Here is a 17532-nt window from a genome sequence, read left to right on the forward strand (position 1 = left end):
AAACATTGGGTGACAAACCCATTATTGCCTCCCGAACGGCTCCCATGACCCAAAACCAACTCGACAAGAAATCCGAAGCCTGGTCCGCCCTGTTCTCCGAACCGATGAGCGACCTCGTGAAGCGCTACACCGCGAGCGTCTTCTTCGACAAGCGGTTGTGGCAGGCGGATATCGAGGGTTCGCTCGCGCATGCCGGTATGTTGGCTGCGCAGGGAATCATCGGCACGCAGGACCACGCCGACATCCAGCGCGGGATGAAGCAGATTCGCGAGGAAATCGAATCGGGCGCCTTCGAATGGAAGCTCGATCTCGAAGACGTGCACCTGAACATCGAGGCCCGACTCACGCAACTCGTCGGCGATGCGGGCAAGCGCTTGCACACCGGCCGCAGCCGCAACGACCAGGTCGCGACCGATGTGCGCCTCTGGCTGCGCGGCGAGATCGACCTGATCGGCGGCCTGCTGGTCGACCTGCAGAAGTCGCTGATCGAGATCGCCGACAAGAACGTCGAGGTGATCCTCCCGGGCTTCACGCACCTGCAGGTCGCCCAGCCGGTGAGCTTCGGGCACCACATGCTGGCCTACGTCGAGATGTTCGCGCGCGACGCCGAACGCATGGCCGACGTGCGCAAGCGCGTGAACCGCCTGCCGCTCGGCGCCGCGGCGCTGGCCGGCACCAGCTATCCGCTGGACCGCGAGGCGGTGGCCCGCGCGCTCGCCATGGACGAGGTCTGCCAGAACAGCCTGGACGCCGTCAGCGACCGCGACTTCGCGATCGAATTCACGGCAGCCGCATCGCTGGCGATGGTGCACATCAGCCGCCTGAGCGAGGAACTGGTGCTGTGGATGAGCCAGTCCTTCGGCTTCATCGACATCGCGGACCGCTTCTGCACCGGCAGTTCGATCATGCCGCAGAAGAAGAACCCGGACGTGCCCGAACTTGCGCGCGGCAAGACCGGCCGCGTGGTCGGCCACCTGATGGCGCTGATCACCCTGATGAAGGGCCAGCCGCTGGCCTACAACAAGGACAACCAGGAAGACAAGGAACCGCTGTTCGACACCGTCGACACGGTCAAGGACACCCTGCGCATCTTCTCGGAGATGGTCGGCGGCATCACCGTCAAGCCCGAAGCGATGGAAAACGCCGCGCTGCGCGGCTACGCCACTGCCACCGACCTCGCCGACTACCTGGTCAAGAAGGGCCTGCCCTTCCGCGACGCCCACGAAACCGTGGCGCATGCGGTCAAGGCGGCAATCTCGCACAAGGTGGACTTGTCCGAACTGCCGCTGGCCGTGCTGCAGACCTTCAATCCGACGATCGAGAAGGACGTCTATGGCGTGCTGAGCCTGCGCGGCTCGCTGACGGCCCGGAACATCCTGGGCGGCACCGCGCCGGCGCAGGTCCGGCAACAGATCGCACGGCATCGAAAACGGCTGGCCTGAGGTCTTCGGGTTAACCCGGAACTGGCTTCACACCTTGCTGGCATTACGTTTCCCGCTATCACAACAATAGCAGACCAAGGTCATAGGCCGTTGGGTGGGCCTTTGCCGGCCGTCGGATGTGTTCCAAAACGTAAGAATGTAGTGCTAAAGTTTGGCACGCTTCGCGCTTATGAAGGTGGCAAGCTCCACCCTCCGAGCTGCAATCCGAGCGCCCAAACCTCATGGAACTACCCCGCTGCGTCGTCGTCATCCTGACCTTCAATTCCGCCTCGATCATTCGGGAAACCGTCTCCCAGGCGAAGAAGGTGAGTCCCCACGTCTACGTGGTCGACTCCCATTCATCGGACGGCACGCCCGCGATCCTCGAGGAACTGGGATGCACCGTGGTGCAGCGCCCTTTCTCCAACTACAGCGACCAGCGCAACTGGGCCATTGCCCAGATCGAGGGTTCGTACGCGTGGCAGATCCACCTCGACGCCGACGAGGTGCTGGACGACCGCTCGGTCGGCGAAATCAGCGCCGTGCTTTCGGGCACGCCCGAATTCGACGCCTACATGATCCGTCGCCGCGACTACTTCATGGGCAAGATGCTGCGCTTCAGCGGCGTGAACCCCTGGCACCTGAGGCTCTTCCGTTCAGGGCTGGGGCGCTGCGAATCGCGGCTGTACGACCAGCACTTCATCAGCACCGCGAAGCCCGGGCGGCTCGACGGCTTCATGCACGACAAGAATTCGGCCCGGCTGAGCGACTGGATCGCGAGTCACAATCGCTGGAGCGACGCCGAGGCGAAGGAAAAGCTCGGTCCCCGCCTGGCCGCCAGCAACGTGCTGCAACCCCGACTCATGGGCGATGCCCGCGAGCGCACTCGCTTCATCAAGGAGCTCTACTACAAGCTGCCGACGGGCATTCGCTCGCTCGGCTACTTCGTCTACCGCTACGTATTCCGCCTCGGCTTCCTGGATGGAAAGACCGGCTTTTACTTTGCCTTCTTCCAGGCCCTGTGGTTTCGAATGCTGGTCGACGCGAAGATGTACGAACAGCGGTCCCAGCGACCCTGACCGATTGACCCTTTTTACGGAGTGATCACGCGCATGCGTCAATACAACGCTTCCAAGCGAATCCTCGTCACCGGCGGCGCCGGTTTCCTGGGCAGCCATCTCTGCGATCGTCTCATCGAACAGGGGCACGACGTCCTCTGCGTCGACAACTTCTTCACCGGCACCAAGCGCAACGTCGAGCACCTGCTCGATCATCCCCGCTTCGAGCTGATGCGGCATGACGTGACCTTCCCGCTCTACATCGAGGTGGACGAGATCTTCAACCTCGCCTGCCCCGCCTCGCCGATCCACTACCAGCACGATCCGGTGCAGACCACCAAGACCAGCGTGCATGGCGCCATCAACATGCTCGGCCTCGCCAAGCGGGTGCGCGCCAAGATCCTGCAGGCCTCCACCAGCGAGGTCTACGGCGACCCCGAGATCCATCCGCAAGTCGAGGCCTACTGGGGCCGTGTGAACCCGATCGGCATCCGAAGCTGCTACGACGAAGGCAAGCGCTGCGCCGAGACGCTGTTCTTCGACTACCACCGCCAGCACAAGCTGCGCATCAAGGTCGTGCGCATCTTCAACACCTACGGACCGCGCATGCACATGAACGACGGCCGCGTGGTGTCGAACTTCATCGTGCAGGCGCTCAAGGGCGAGGACATCACGATCTACGGCGACGGACAGCAGACCCGCAGCTTCTGCTACGTCGACGATCTGGTCGAGGCGATGCTCCGCATGATGGACACCGGCGACGAGGTTCCCGGCCCGATCAACATCGGCAACCCCGGCGAGTTCTCGATGCTGGAACTGGCCAACAAGGTCATCGAACTGACAGGCTCCAGCAGCAAGCTGGTGCGCATGGCCCTGCCGGCCGACGATCCCAAGCAACGCCGCCCCGACATCTCGCTCGCGCAGAAGGAACTCGGCGGCTGGGCGCCGCGCACCCAGCTGGAGGAAGGTCTCGCGAAGACCATCGCCTACTTCGACCAACTGCTCTCGAAACCCAACGCCACCTGAACCCATGAACATTTCGATCATCGGCACCGGCTACGTCGGCCTCGTCACCGGCGCCTGCCTCGCGGACATCGGCAACCACGTGTTCTGCCTCGACGTCGATGCGCGCAAGATCGCCACGCTCAACGGAGGTGGCATCCCGATCTACGAACCCGGCCTGAGCGACCTGGTCGAATCGAACGTCGGGGCCGGGCGCCTCTCGTTCTCCACCGACATCGAAGCCTCGGTCGCCCACGGCGACGTGCAGTTCATCGCCGTCGGCACCCCGCCCGACGAAGACGGCAGCGCCGACCTGCAGTACGTGCTGGCCGCGGCCCGCAACATCGGCCGCTACATGAACGGCTTCAAGGTCGTGGTCGACAAGTCGACGGTGCCCGTGGGCACCGCAGACCGCGTCACGGCTGCGATCCAGGACGAACTCGACAAGCGCGGACGCTCCGACCTGCGCTTCTCGGTCGTCAGCAATCCGGAGTTCCTGAAGGAAGGCGCGGCGGTGGAGGATTTCATGCGGCCCGACCGGATCGTCATCGGCCACAGTGGCGACGACGACGGCCGCGAGGCGCTGGGCTGGATGCGCCGCCTCTATGCCCCCTTCAACCGCAATCACGAGCGCACGCGCGTGATGGACGTGCGCTCGGCGGAGTTCACGAAGTACGCGGCCAACGCGATGCTCGCCACCCGCATCAGCTTCATGAACGAGCTGGCCAATCTCGCCGATCGCGTGGGTGCCGACATCGAAGCGGTGCGCCAGGGCATCGGCTCCGATCCGCGCATCGGCTACAGCTTTCTCTACGCCGGCACGGGGTACGGCGGCAGCTGCTTTCCCAAGGACATCCAGGCGCTGACGCGCACCGCGCGCGACCACGGACAGGCGCTGCGCGTGCTCGAATCGGTCGAGGCGGTCAACGACGAGCAGAAGCAGGTGCTGACCAACAAGGTGCTGGCCCGCTTCGGCCCCGACCTGAGCGACCGGACCTTCGCGCTCTGGGGACTGGCCTTCAAGCCGAACACCGACGACATGCGCGAGGCGCCCAGCCGCGTGGTGATCGGCGCATTGCTGCGTGCCGGAGCGCGGGTGGTCGCGCACGACCCGATCGCCGTCGACGAGACGCGGCGCGTGCTGAAGCTGGATTTCGCCGACGCCCCCTCGCTGCTCGAAGGCATCAGCTTCGTGTCCGGCAAGGACCCGATGCAGGCGCTCGACGGCGCCGATGCGCTGATCATCGTGACCGAGTGGAAGGCCTATCGCAGTCCCAACCTCGAACGCCTCAAGGCGATGATGAAATCGCCGGTCATCTTCGACGGCCGCAACCTCTACGAGCCGACCACGATGAAGGAAGCCGGCATCGTCTACCAGGGCATCGGGCGCAACAGCCTCTGAACCATCACGAGCCGTTACCATTCGCCGACGCGTCGGCCGGAACTTGCCGACGTGCTCCGGTCGAAGAACGTTTGGATTCCATGGTGTCGATGAAAGCTCTCCGCCTTGCCGCCCTGTCGCTCGCGTTGCTCGCAACGCTGGGCTCGCAGGCCCAATCCGTCCCGGGCAACGACGCCGCCCAGAGCCGCTGGCAAGGCGAATTCAATGCCTTCGCCAGTGCCGACAAGGCCGGGTTGCCCGCCGCCGACGGCGTGCTGTTCGTGGGCAGTTCCACCATCCGCATGTGGCCCAACATCGCGCAGGACTTCCGCCAGCAGCCCGTGGTCATCAACCGCGGCTTCGGCGGTTCGACCATGGCCGAATGCAGCCGGTTCGCGCACGATCTCGTGGTGCGCTACAAGCCCCGGCTGGTGCTGGTCTACGCCGGCGACAACGACCTCGCCGAAGGCCGCACGCCGCTGCAGGTCCTCGAGAGCTTCGCGCAGTTCACGAACACGGTGCGGGCTGAACTGCCCAACACGCGCATCGCCTACATCTCGGTCAAGCCGAGCCCCTCGCGCGAAAAACTCCTGCCGCAGATCCACGAGACGAACAACGTGATCGCGGCCTACCTGAATCGCCTGCCCAACAGCGAATACATCGATGTCTTCACGCCGATGATGGGCGCCGACGGCCGGCCGCGCAGGGAGTTGTTCCGCGGCGACCAGCTTCACATGAACGACGAGGGCTATCGCCTCTGGCAGTCGGTCATCGCGCAGCGCCTGGCGGACCCGGCGACGCGGGCCGATGCTTCAGTCGCGCAAGGGCTCCGCTAGCGGCGCCGGGGGCCGCCCCCGCTCGTCCCACCACTGGACCGCCCGGGCCACGCCGTAGAGCCCCGAGAACACCACGCCGAGCAACAGCACATCGCCCCACCAGGGCCGTGCGGTCTGGCTGTCGCCGTAGACGGCCAGCACTGTCAGCACCGCCACGAGGTGCGCGCAGAACACGGGCAGCGACGCCCGGCCCATGGCCTCCAGCCAGTGCAGGCGGGGGATGCGGCGCATGAAATCCGGGCCGAAGCGGATCACGACAATGCCGATCACGACGAGATTCACGATGCGCAGCGGCCCCAGCTGCCACTTGTCGAAGAGCAGGTTGAGTTCCACGTCCCCGCCGAAGGGCGCCTGGCCGTTGATGCCATGGTGGCGCCAGTAGAAGCCATACAGCACCGCGGCGCCCGCCAGGGCGACCAGCCACTTCGGAAAGCGGAACGGCTGCGCATCAGGCGCATTGCGGCTCGCGCCCATCCACATGCCGGTGAACCAGAGAAACTGCCAGGCGAAGGCGTTGAAGGCGCCCATCTCATGGAAAGGCACCGGCAGGCCGAAGTAGCGCACCGCGAATTCGTACAGCCATTCGCTCAGCCCGAACTGGGCCAGGCCCCAGACCGCGGCGCTCGCCGCCATCACGCCGGTCCAGCCGTGGCGCAGCGCGAAGGCCAGCACCCAGGGGCTCATCAGCATGAAGAAGATGTACATCGGCAGGATGTCGAGCAGTGCGGGCTCGTACACCAGCAGCAGCGAATAGATGAAGCCCTCGCGCGGATTCGCCAGGTAGAAGGACAGCAGGTTCTTCACTGCCGGCTGGTCGATACGCATGCTCAGCGCCGTGATGATGGTGAACAGGAAGAGCAGCGCCGCCGCCTGGCTCAGGTACACCTTGAGGGCGCGCCGCCAGAAGGCCTGCCGCATCGCATCGACGCCGCGGCCGTAGCTGATGCGGCTGTAGACCAGCCCCGCCACGAAGGCCGACAACAGCACGAAGCCCTCGGCCGCGGAGACGAAGCCGAAGGGCTGCCCCAGCGGGTCGGTCAGGCGGGTGGGGAGATGGGTGATGGTCATCAGCACGAGCATGAGCCCGCGCAATGCATCGATTTCCCAGTAGCGTTTCATCAGCGGCGTGTTCATTGAGGCGGTCCGCGCGACACCCGCACGACGAGCCTCCAATTGTAAGGAGCGACCCCCTGGACGGCCTTGGCGCAAGGCCAAATCGGCTACGCTCCCCAGAGGAGGGATACCGCTTGAGTCGAACCATCACGAGTCTTCTGCTGGCCGCCACCGCGTTCCTGGTCGGGCAAAGCCATGCCCTGCAGATCACCAGCCTGACGCCGCAGGGAGAGGTGGCGCGCATCCGCCAGGTCGTCGCCAAGTTCGACCAGCCGGCCGCCAACTTCGGCGACCCCAAGGCGCCTGCCCCGATCGCCCTGAGTTGCACCGACGCGCAGGCCGCGAAAGGCACGGGCCGCTGGACCGGCGAGAAGCAATGGGTGTTCGACTTCGAGAACGACCTGCCACCCGGCGTGCGCTGCACGGCCACACGTGTCGCGGGCTTCAGGTCGCCCGCGGGTTCGACCCTCACGGGGCCCGAGCGCTACCAGTTCAACAGCGGTGGCCCCTTCATTCGCAACTGGCAGCCGAGCTACGGAAAGATCGACGAGCAGCAGTTGTTCATGCTCGAACTCAACGGCGCGGCGACGCCCGAAAGCGTGCAGGAGAACGTCTGGTGCGCGGCCGGCGACATCGGCGAGCGGATTCCGGTCCGGCGTGTCGAGGGCGAACAGCGCACCGCCCTGCTCAAGGCGCTCGGTCGCGACAAGGACGCCGAGAAGGAGCCCCTGCGTTTCGTCACCCTGCAATGCAATCGCACGCTGACGCCCGGCAGCCGCATGCAACTGGTCTATGGCAAGGGCGTGGCGACGCCTTCGGGGGTCATCAACAACGTCGAGCGACGCCTGAAATTCGAGGTGCGCGAGCCCTTCGCCGTCTCGTTCACCTGCGAGCGCGAGAACGCGCAGGCGGCGTGCCTGCCGCTGCGGCCGATGGTGTTGCAGTTCAACGCGCCGGTCGCGCGCAGGCTCGCCGGCGAGGTCACGCTCAAGGGCAGCGGAAAGACCGTCAAGCCCCGGTTCGACGAGAACGTCGCCAACGACGCGGATGCGATCGTGGAGTCCGTGACCTTTCCGCCGCCGTTTGCGGAACAGGCGCAGTTCACGATCGAGTTGCCGCCGAAATTCGAGGATGCATCCGGCCGCGCGCTGGCATCGCCGGACAGCTTTCCGATGAAAGCCGCCACCGGGGCGATGCCGCCGCTCGCGAAATTCGCCGCGTCGCCTTTCGGCGTCCTCGAACGGCTGGCGGAGCCGGACGGAACGGCGATGATGCCGGTCACCGTGCGAAGGGTCGAGCCCGCGCTGCAGGTCCAGGCGCTCACGCCGGGCCGGGTGAGCGACATGAACCCGCGGACCGACGCGGAGATCATCGCGTGGTTCCGCAAGGTGCGTCGCTACGACAGCAACTACACGATCACGCGCAAGCAGGCCGCACGGGACGTGAAGGGCGCGCTGCCGAAAGTGATCGACAAGGAAGAGGCCGACAACATCCAGACGCGCATGGTGTCGCTGCTCAATGGCCAGGGCGGCGTGAAGACGCTCGACATGCCCAAGTCCGACGGCACCGACCCGCGTCCCTTCGAGGTGATCGGCATTCCGCTGACGCCGGGCTTCCACGTGCTCGAGATCGCATCGCAGAAACTCGGCGACGCACTGCTCGACGAGCGCTACGGCAGCGGCCGCACGATGTACGTGCGAACCACTGCGCTCGCGACCAATCTCGCGGTGCACTTCAAGCTCGGCCGCGAGAACTCGGTGGCCTGGGTCACGACGCTGGACAAGGGCAAGGTGGTGCCGAATGCCGCGGTGCGCGTCTCCGGCTGCGACGGCAAGGAAGTGGCCAGCGGCACGACCGACTCTCGCGGCATCGTGCAGTTCCCGGGCCTTTCGCCGAATGCGCCGAGCTGCAACAGCGACGATGAGGACAGCGCCGATGTGTGGTTCGTCAGCGCCCGCGCGAAGGACGAAGCGGGCGTCGACGACCTGGCCTTCACCTGGAGCGACTGGCAGCGCGGGATCGAGCCCTGGCGCTTCAACGTGCCGACCAGCATGGACCCGCAACCCGACCGGGTCGCTCACACCATCTTCGACCGCACGCTGTTCCGCGCCGGCGAAACGGTGTCGATGAAGCACCTGATCCGCACGCAGACCAGCAAGGGCTTCGGGCTGCCCGACACGTCCCCGGACACACTGGTCGTGACCCATGTGGGGAGCGGCCAGCAGTTCACGCAACCCGTCCAATGGCGCAAGACCGCGACCGGCGGGCGCAGCGGCGAGAACACATTCCCGATTCCGCCGGCCGCGAAGCTCGGCGTCTATCAGGTCGAGTTGCGCAGCGGCAAGGAAGGCGAAGCGCGCAGCTACAGCACCGGCCAGTTCCGCGTCGAGGAGTTCCGCCTGCCGGTGCTCGAAGGCCGCATCGCGCCGAGCGACAAGCGGCCCCTGGTGGCAGTGACTTCGTTGCCGGTCGACGTACAGATCAACTACGTGTCCGGCGGCGGCGCGGCCCAACTGCCGGTACATGTGTCGGCGATGGTGCGCGGCAAGCAACCGGCGTTCGTCGACTTCGATGCCTTCAGCTTCTCGCCGCCCGGCAAGGAGGGTGCATCCGACACGGGCGAATCGTCCAGCCCGGACGATGCCAAGGTCATCGCCGACAAGCTGCCGCTCACGCTCGACAAGAACGGCGCGGGCCGACTCACCATCGACAAGATCCCGCCGACGAGGTCCACGCCGCGCGAACTGCTGCTCGAAGCGACGTATGCCGATCCCAACGGCGAAGTGCAGACCCTGCGCAGCACCCACACGCTGTGGCCCGCCGCCGTGATCGCCGGCATCAAGACCGAGGGCTGGGTCTCCACCAGCCAGAAGCTCCGCTTCCAGGCGCTGGCGCTCGACCTGGCCGGCAAGCCGCAGGAAGGCGTGACGCTCAACGTGCGCGCCATCGCCCGCATCACCACCACCAGCCGCAAGCGCATGGTGGGCGGCTTCTACACCTACGACAACAAGACCGACGTGAAGGAGATCGGCACCATCTGCACCGGCAAGAGCGACGTGCGCGGCCTGCTGCTGTGCGAGGTCGAGCTGAAGGAACCGGGGCAGGTCGAGCTCATCGCGAGCGCCACCGACAGGGACGGCCGCGACAGCCGTGCGTCGAGTTCGGTCTACGTCACGCGCCAGGGCGAGCTGTGGTTCGGCGGCGAGGACCACGACCGCATCGACGTGCTGCCGGAGAAGAAGAGCTACCAGCCCGGCGAGGTCGCTAAGTTCCAGGTGCGCAGCCCCTTCCGCTTCGCGACCGCGCTGGTGTCGGTGGAGCGCGAGGGCGTGATCGAGTCGCATGTGGTGCAGCTCAACGGGCAGGACCCGACCGTGAGTCTCGTCGTCAAGCCCGACTGGGGACCGAACGTCTACGTGAGCGTGCTCGCCTTGCGCGGACGGCTTCGCGAGGTGCCGTGGTACAGCTTCTTCACCTGGGGCTTCAAGGCGCCGCGCGAATGGTGGACCGCCTTCTGGTACGAGGGCAAGGAGTACGTCGCGCCGACTGCGCTGGTCGACCTGAGCAAGCCGGCCTATCGCCTCGGGCTGGCCGAGATCCGCGTCGGCGCGCAGTCGCACCGCATCGAAGTGAAGGTGGCGAGCGACAAGGCCAGCTACCAGGTGCGCGGCCAGGCGCAGGTCACCATCACCGGCCGCCTGCCCGATGGCAAGCCCGCTGCCGGCGCCGAAGTGGCGGTCGCGGCGGTCGATCAGGCCCTGCTGGAGCTGATGCCCAACGACAGCTGGGACCTGCTCGACGCCATGCTGCAACGGCGGAGCTGGGGCGTCAGCACCTCGACCGCGCAGATGGAAATCGTCGGCCGCCGGCACTACGGCCGCAAGGCCGTGCCGGCGGGCGGCGGCGGCGGCAAGAGCCCCACCCGCGAGCTGCTCGACACCCTGTTGCTGTGGAAGCCCGCCGTGGTGCTCGATGCCAACGGCCAGGCCACCGTGACCGTGACGCTCAACGATGCGCTTACCACCTTCCGGATCGTCGCCGTGGCCGACGCGGGCACCGGGTTGTTCGGCACCGGCCAGACATCCATCCAGTCCACGCAGGACCTGCAGATCATCAGCGGCCTCCCGCCCCTGGTGCGCGAGGACGACCAGTTCCGCGCGCAGATCACGCTGCGCAACACGACCCCGCAGGCCATGAAAGTCGAAGCGACGCCGCGCGCCACGCTGCTCACGCTGGAGCCGCAGACGGTCGAGATTCCGCCCGGCGAGGCCCGCGAACTGGCCTGGACCGTGACCGCGCCGGCACAACTCGCGCAAACGCGCGCCGAAGCCATCCTGTGGGAGATCGAGGCGAAGGACACGCTGTCCGGCGCACGTGACGCCCTGAAGGTGCGACAGCGCATCGTGCCCGCCGTGCCGCTCACGGTGCAGCAGGCGACGCTGGTGCAGCTCGACGGGCCCTTCACGCTCGACGTCGGACCACCCGCCGATGCCCTGCCCGGCCGCGGCGGCCTGCGGCTGTCCTTGCAGCCCAGGCTGGCCGAAGGCCTCACCGGCGTGCGCGACTGGTTCGCGGCCTACCCCTACATCTGCCTGGAGCAGAAGGCCAGCAAGTCCATCGGCCTGCGCGACGGCAAGGTCTGGCAGGCGGTGCTCGCGCAGTTGCCGAGCTATCTCGACAGCGACGGCCTGGCGAGCTACTTCCCGCCGCGCGATGGCGAGTCCAACCGGGGCAGCGACATCCTGACATCCTATGTGCTCGCCGCGACGCACGAAGCGGCCGCGCTCGATCCCGCCTTCGCGCTGCCCGAATCGGCCGTCGCACCGATGGCGCAGGGGCTGGCCGCCTTCGTCGAGGGCCGCATCCAGCGCGAGTTCTGGAGCCCGCGCAAGGACCTCGATGTGCGCAAGCTCGCGGCGCTGGAGGCGTTGTCGCGCTACGGCAAGGCGCAGGGCCGCATGACGGGCAGCATCACCATCGCGCCCAACCAGTGGCCGACCAGCGCGGTAATCGACTGGCTGAACATCCTCCGCCGCGTGCAGGATGTGCCGCAGCGCCAGCAACGCATCGACGAGGCCAACAACGTGCTGAAGTCGCGGCTGAGCTACCAGGGCACCAAGGTGGTGTTCAGCACCGAGCAGGACGACCACTGGTGGTGGCTGATGACCAACGGCGACGTGAACACCGCGCGCCTGCTGCTGGCCGTCATGAACGATCCCGCGTGGAAGGACGATATAGGCAGGCTCGCCAGCGGCTTCATCGGACGCCAGCAGAAGGGCGCATGGCAAACCACCACCGCCAACCTGTGGGGCGGGCTGGCGCTCGAGAAGTTCTCGAAGCGCTTCGAGAGCGCGCCGGTCACCGGCATCACCGCCGCAAACCTGGGCGCGGCCACGGCGCAGGTCGACTGGAGCAAGGTCGAAAGGATCAAGGCCGGCGATGCCTCCGGCGCACCCAATCAGGCGAGCGCCTTCGGCGCACCGGCATCGCCGGGCAACCTGCGCAACAACACGATGTTCATCCCGTGGCCGGAGGCGCCCGCGGCGCACGACACCCTCCTCGTCACGCAAAGCGGCTCCGGCAAGCCCTGGCTCACGCTGCAGTCGGTCGCGGCGGTGCAACTCAAGGCACCGTTCGCGGCGGGCTATGCGATCACCAAGATCATCACGCCCGTCGAACAGGCGGTGAAGGGCGTCTACACGCGCGGGGACATCCTGCGCGTGAGCCTGGAAGTGAACGCGAGCGCCGACATGACCTGGGTCGCCATCACCGACCCGATCCCCGGCGGCGCGACGATCCTCGGCGGCGGCCTCGGCCGCGACTCGCAGATCGCGACGCAGGGCGAGAAGCGCTCGGGTGCGGGCTGGCCCGCCTTCGAGGAACGCAGCTTCGAGGCCTTCCGCAGCTACTACGAGTACCTGCCCAAGGGCGTGGTGAAGATGGAATACACCGTGCGCCTGAACAACGTCGGCGACTTCGCCTTGCCACCCAGCCGGGTGGAGGCCCTGTACGCCCCCGAGATGTTCGGAGAGTCACCGAATGCCAGAATGAAGGTCGAAGCCGCGAAATAACACGTTGATCACCGCACCCATCCTGGAGGCAAGATGTGTAGAAGTATCAAGACCCTGTTCAACTTCGATCCTCCGGCGACGGAGGAAGAAATGCGGGCCGCGGCGCTGCAGTTTGTCCGCAAGCTGAGCGGGTTCAACCATCCGTCCAAGGCCAACGAAGCGGCCTTTGATCGCGCGGTCGAGGACGTGACAGCGTCTGCCCGTGTGCTGATCGAATCACTGGTGACCACCGCGGACCCACGAGATCGCGACATCGAGGCCGCCAGGGCGCGTGCCAGGACGGCAGCCCGGTTCGGCAACGCCCAGCACTGAACCGCAGTTCCTGAAGGAAGCATCCATGCCGACCATGACCATCGAGCAAATCCAGCAGATCCTCGACCCCGTCTTCCCCGGCCTGATGGGCGTGCGCCTCGTCACGCTCGAACCGGAGCGCGTCGTCGCCGAGCTCAAGGTGCGTCCGGACCTCTGCACCACTGGCGGCATCCTGCACGGCGGTGCATTCATGGCCTTCGCCGACACCCTGGGTGCCGTCGGCACGGTCATCAACATGCCGCAGGGCAAGCGCACGACGACCACCGACTCCAGCACCAAGTTCATCGGCGGCGCCCGCGTGGACACGACAGTCACCGGCGAATGCGTGGCGCTGCACCGCGGACGAACCACGATGGTGTGGCAGACCACGATCCGGTCGGCCGAGGGCAAGCTGTGCGCGGTCGTGACGCAGACGCAGCTTTTGCTCGACGCCTGATTTCGCCGCGACCGCGGGAGGATCCCCATGCGCACGCTTGTCTTCATCCTCGGCGGCTTCGTGCTGTTTGGCGCCTGCGTCGGCGTGGCCAAGCTCATGTCCAACGGGCTGGCGGATTCAATGCGCTCGGCGACGATCGCCTTTGCCGTGCTGTGGTTCGTCGTGGCGGCGGCCAACATGTGGATCGGCGTGGCCAAGGCGGGCTATTCGTTCTTCGAGGAGTTGCCGATCTTCCTGCTGATCTTTCTCGTGCCGCTCGCGGTCGCCGTTTTCGTCAAATGGAAAGTGCTGTGAAGTAGGCGCTCGGCCGGTGGGCAGGACCGATGCACACTGCATGCGACACGGATGGTTGACCATCGGCATGTATCTTGCTGACCAACGGGACGCGCCCCAAACTGGAGACCTCCCGCATGCCCGAAGCCCGCTACCTCGGCGCCCTGCCCACGCATGAGCGTTTCGACTACATGCCCATCACGCGCCGCGCGGACCATGCATGGCCGAACGGCGCGCGCCTGGCCGTGTACATCGGCCTCAACCTCGAGCACTTCGCCTTCGGCGAAGGCATGGGTGCATGCATCGGCCCAGCGGCGCCGCATCCCGACGTTCTGAATCACTCGTGGCGTGAGTACGGCAACCGGGTGGGCGCGTGGCGCATGCTCGAACTCTTCGACAGCCTCGGCCTGCCTTCGGCCACGCTGCTGAACACTGCGCTGTACGACCACTGCCCCGAGCTCGTCGCGGCCTGCGTCGCACGCGGCGACGAACTTGTCGGCCACGGCCACAGCAACTCGGAACGCCAGGCCGACATGGACGAGAAGAACGAAGGCGCGTTGCTCATCCGATGCCGCGCACGCATGCTGGAGGAAAGCGGCATGGCGCCCTCGGGCTGGCTCTCGCCCTGGATCTCGGAAAGCCGCCGCACGCCCGACCTGCTGGCCGAGGCCGGCTACAGCTACACCCTCAACTGGTGCCATGACGACCAGCCGGTGCCGATGCGCACGCGCAGCGGCCGCACGCTGTGGGCGGTGCCCTATCCGCAGGAGCTCAACGACATTCCGATGATCATCGCGCGGCAGATGGATGCGAAGGACTTCGCGCAAATGATCATCGACAACGCCGACGAGATGCTCGAGCAGTCCCGCCGCCAGCCGCTGGTGATGGGCGTGGCGCTGCATCCGTACATCGTCGGCCAGCCCTACCGCCTGCGGCATCTGCGCCGCGCGCTTGAGCACCTTGCCCGCCTGCGCGACCGCGGAGAGATCTGGTTTTCCACGCCGGGCGCGATCTGCCGGCATGTGGCCGCGCCTGTGGCAAGCTAGCGGTTCCGCCGCTCCGCGATCCGACTTCACTCCCCATGCCCCGCTCCAGAAACGCCCGTCTCCCCGTGCCGGGCATGGCCTGATCCACGCGCGGGAGCATCGCCGTGCAGAACCGTCGCCTGCTCGCCATCGTGGTGGCCGCCGCGTTCGCGGCGCCCGCGTGGGCGCTGCCGACCTTCAGCGAAGTCCGCAGTGACTTCCGCCCTTCCGACACCCTGGTGCTCGACCGCGACGGCGCACTGCTGCAGCGCGTGCGCACCGACACCGCCGTGCGCCGCGGCCAGTGGATCGCGCTGGCGGACATCTCCCCGGCCCTGCGCACTGCGATGGTGCTGAGCGAGGACAAGCGCTTCTACGAGCACAGCGGCGTGGACTGGCGCGCCGTCTCCGCCGCCGCCTGGGGCAACCTCTGGAACACCCGCACGCGCGGCGCTTCCACCATCACGATGCAACTCGCGGGCCTGCTCGACGACGACCTGCGGCGCGGCGGCAGCGGCCGCAGTGTCACGCAGAAGCTCGGCCAGACCGTCGCTGCGCAGCGGCTGGAGCGCAACTGGCGCAAGGACGAGATCCTCGAGGCGTACCTGAACACCGTGCCCTTCCGCGGCGAGATCGTCGGCATCGATGCGCTCTCGCGCACCCTCTTCGGCAAGGCGCCACACGGACTGGACGCGCGCGAAGCCGCACTGGCCGCGGCGCTGGTCCGTGCGCCCAACGCCAGGCCGGCGCTCATCGCGCAGCGAACGTGCGAGCTGATGCGCGCGATGGAGCCGGAGAGCAAGCCGGATTGCGAGGCGCTCGACATGTTTGCGAGCGCGGCCTTGCAGCGCCGCGACTTCGACGCGAGCGAAGGCATCGCGCCTCATCTCGCGCGGCGCGCACTGAAGGAAGCCGGCCCCGACGCGGCAAGCGTTCGCACGACATTGCGCACGCCGCTCCAGCGCTTTGCGCTCGACACGCTGCAGCGTCACCTGCGCGAACTCCGCGGCCGCAACGTGGAAGACGGTGCGCTCGTCGTGCTCGACAACGCGAGCGGCGAGGTGCTCGCCTGGGTCGGGTCCTCCGGCGGCCTGAGCCGCGCCGCCGAGGTCGACGGCGTGCTCGCGCAGCGCCAGCCAGGCTCCACGCTCAAGCCTTTCCTTTACGCGGAGGCCATCGCCGAGCGGCGGCTGACGGCCGCTTCGCTGCTCGACGATTCATCGGCCCAGATCAACACCGCGAGCGGCCTGTACATCCCGCAGAACTACGACCGCCAGTTCAAGGGGTACGTGTCGACGCGTACGGCCCTGGCCGCCTCGCTCAACGTGCCGGCCGTGCGCACGCTGGTGATGGTGTCGCCCGATGCCTTCGCGCGGCAGTTGCGCTCTGCCGGCATGGCCCTTGCCCAAAGCGGCGACTACTACGGCTACAGCCTGGCGCTCGGCAGTGCGGAGGTCTCGCTGCTGGCATTGACCAATGGCTACCGGACGTTGGCGAATGGTGGGCGATTCGGCGAAACGCGGTTCATGGTGGCGCAGCGCCCGCTGCGCCGCGACGTCCCCGCCATCGATCCGCGGGCTGCCTTCATCGTCGGCGACATCCTCAGCGACACCAACGCGCGCGCCCGCACCTTCGGCCTCGACAGCGTGCTCGGCACCCGCTTCTGGACCGCGGTGAAGACCGGCACCAGCAAGGACATGCGCGACAACTGGGCCGTCGGATGGTCGCAGCGCTACACCGTCGGCGTATGGGTCGGCAACGCGAGCGGCGCACCGATGTGGGACGTGAGCGGCACGAGTGGGGCTGCCCCGATCTGGGCCGAGGTCATGGGCTTCCTTCACCGCAACGAGGCCAGCCGCGCACCGGCGCCGCCATCCGGCATCGTGCAGGCGCACGTGCGCTTCGGCGACGAACTCGAAGCCGCGCGCAGCGAGTGGTTCATCGCCGGCACCGAGCAGGCGATGTTCGCGCTCTCGCCAGATGCGCCCGCCACGGAATCGGCGCCGCGCATCACCGCGCCGTCCAACGGCACCATCATCGCGCTCGACCCCGACATCCCGCCGAACCGCCAGCGCGTGCGCTTCGAGGCCGAAGGCCGCGGGCTGCAGTGGCGAATCGACGGCAAGCCATTCGCGCGCGGCAACAGCGCCCAGTGGCTGCCCTGGCCCGGCCGGCATCGGATCGAGTTGGTCGATGCGCAGGGCCACGTGGTCGACGAACTCAGGCTGGAGGTTCGCGGCGCCGGCGTGGTTGCGGGCGCGAAGCCCTGACTTGTACGCGTTTTCGTCCGACGCCTGTCAGCGGGCACCGACGCCCTTGCATCTGCGAATGGCGGACGTGAAAGCCGCGCCGCAGCCCACGACGTCGTGCGGCGTGAACTGCTGGGCGACGCCGACAGCCACACGTACAACTACATCATGGAATAAGCCGAACAGCCAACTGATGGAGGCCCAAGATGTTGATCCGAATGACGACCGTGCCGCAAGCGCAAGACCCGCAACTCGTGGTCGCGTGGATTCGCGCGAGCATCTGGGCCAACGTCGAAGGCTGGCCCTATTGCAGGCTGAAGTAAGGATCAGCGGACACTGCGGATGATCTGTCGCA

The 17532-nt window shown here is 67.0% G+C and carries 12 protein-coding genes; 11 read left to right on the forward strand and 1 reads right to left on the reverse strand.

The window, feature by feature from the left end; translation table 11 throughout:
* The first annotated feature begins 44 nt into the window (after positions 1–44).
* The 5 genes from argH (at position 45) to ACSFBL_RS11440 (ending at position 5698) form a co-directional block, all read left to right on the forward strand.
* The gene (argH, locus tag ACSFBL_RS11420; RefSeq protein WP_435515869.1) at positions 45–1442 is read left to right on the forward strand and encodes an argininosuccinate lyase; all 1398 of its coding nucleotides are present in this window, start codon (positions 45–47) and stop codon (positions 1440–1442) included.
* A gap of 221 nt (positions 1443–1663) precedes the next feature.
* A complete protein-coding gene (locus ACSFBL_RS11425) occupies positions 1664–2500 on the forward strand; it encodes a glycosyltransferase family 2 protein (RefSeq protein ID WP_435515870.1) in 837 nt (278 codons plus the stop codon).
* A gap of 33 nt (positions 2501–2533) precedes the next feature.
* Complete coding sequence (locus tag ACSFBL_RS11430; RefSeq protein ID WP_435515871.1) at positions 2534–3505, forward strand: UDP-glucuronic acid decarboxylase family protein; 972 nt, start codon at positions 2534–2536, stop codon at positions 3503–3505.
* Between the two features lie 4 nt (positions 3506–3509).
* A complete protein-coding gene (locus ACSFBL_RS11435) occupies positions 3510–4883 on the forward strand; it encodes a UDP-glucose dehydrogenase family protein (RefSeq protein ID WP_435515872.1) in 1374 nt (457 codons plus the stop codon).
* A gap of 80 nt (positions 4884–4963) precedes the next feature.
* Positions 4964–5698: an SGNH/GDSL hydrolase family protein gene (locus tag ACSFBL_RS11440; protein ID WP_435515873.1), complete on the forward strand. Its 735-nt coding sequence runs from the start codon at positions 4964–4966 to the stop codon at positions 5696–5698.
* Here the strand turns inward: ACSFBL_RS11440 and opgC are convergent.
* Positions 5675–6817: an OpgC domain-containing protein gene (gene opgC, locus ACSFBL_RS11445; protein ID WP_435515941.1), complete on the reverse strand. Its 1143-nt coding sequence runs from the start codon at positions 6815–6817 to the stop codon at positions 5675–5677. The genes ACSFBL_RS11440 and opgC overlap by 24 nt on opposite strands.
* A 128-nt stretch (positions 6818–6945) precedes the next feature.
* Here opgC and ACSFBL_RS11450 point away from each other — a divergent pair, with 128 nt between their 5' ends.
* The 6 genes from ACSFBL_RS11450 (at position 6946) to pbpC (ending at position 17198) form a co-directional block, all read left to right on the forward strand.
* Positions 6946–12882 (forward strand): alpha-2-macroglobulin family protein, encoded by a 5937-nt coding sequence (locus ACSFBL_RS11450; RefSeq protein ID WP_435515874.1) that lies wholly within the window; start codon positions 6946–6948, stop codon positions 12880–12882.
* 33 nt (positions 12883–12915) lie between these two features.
* Entirely contained in the window at positions 12916–13194 is a 279-nt protein-coding gene (locus tag ACSFBL_RS11455) for a DUF2277 domain-containing protein (protein WP_435515875.1), read from the forward strand.
* A gap of 25 nt (positions 13195–13219) precedes the next feature.
* On the forward strand, positions 13220–13630 hold the full coding sequence (locus tag ACSFBL_RS11460; RefSeq protein ID WP_435515876.1) for a PaaI family thioesterase: 411 nt from the start codon (positions 13220–13222) through the stop codon (positions 13628–13630).
* 27 nt (positions 13631–13657) lie between these two features.
* On the forward strand, positions 13658–13924 hold the full coding sequence (locus ACSFBL_RS11465) for a hypothetical protein (RefSeq protein WP_435515877.1): 267 nt from the start codon (positions 13658–13660) through the stop codon (positions 13922–13924).
* Between the two features lie 116 nt (positions 13925–14040).
* Positions 14041–14949 carry a polysaccharide deacetylase family protein gene (locus ACSFBL_RS11470; protein ID WP_435515878.1) on the forward strand — a complete coding sequence of 303 codons (909 nt, stop codon included), beginning with the start codon at positions 14041–14043 and terminating at the stop codon, positions 14947–14949.
* Positions 14950–15053: 104 nt separating this feature from the next.
* Entirely contained in the window at positions 15054–17198 is a 2145-nt protein-coding gene (gene pbpC, locus ACSFBL_RS11475) for a penicillin-binding protein 1C (protein WP_435515879.1), read from the forward strand.
* The last annotated feature ends 334 nt before the right edge of the window (positions 17199–17532 follow it).

The organism is Variovorax glacialis (genome assembly GCF_051216375.1).
Taxonomy (GTDB): Bacteria; Pseudomonadota; Gammaproteobacteria; order Burkholderiales; family Burkholderiaceae_C; genus Variovorax.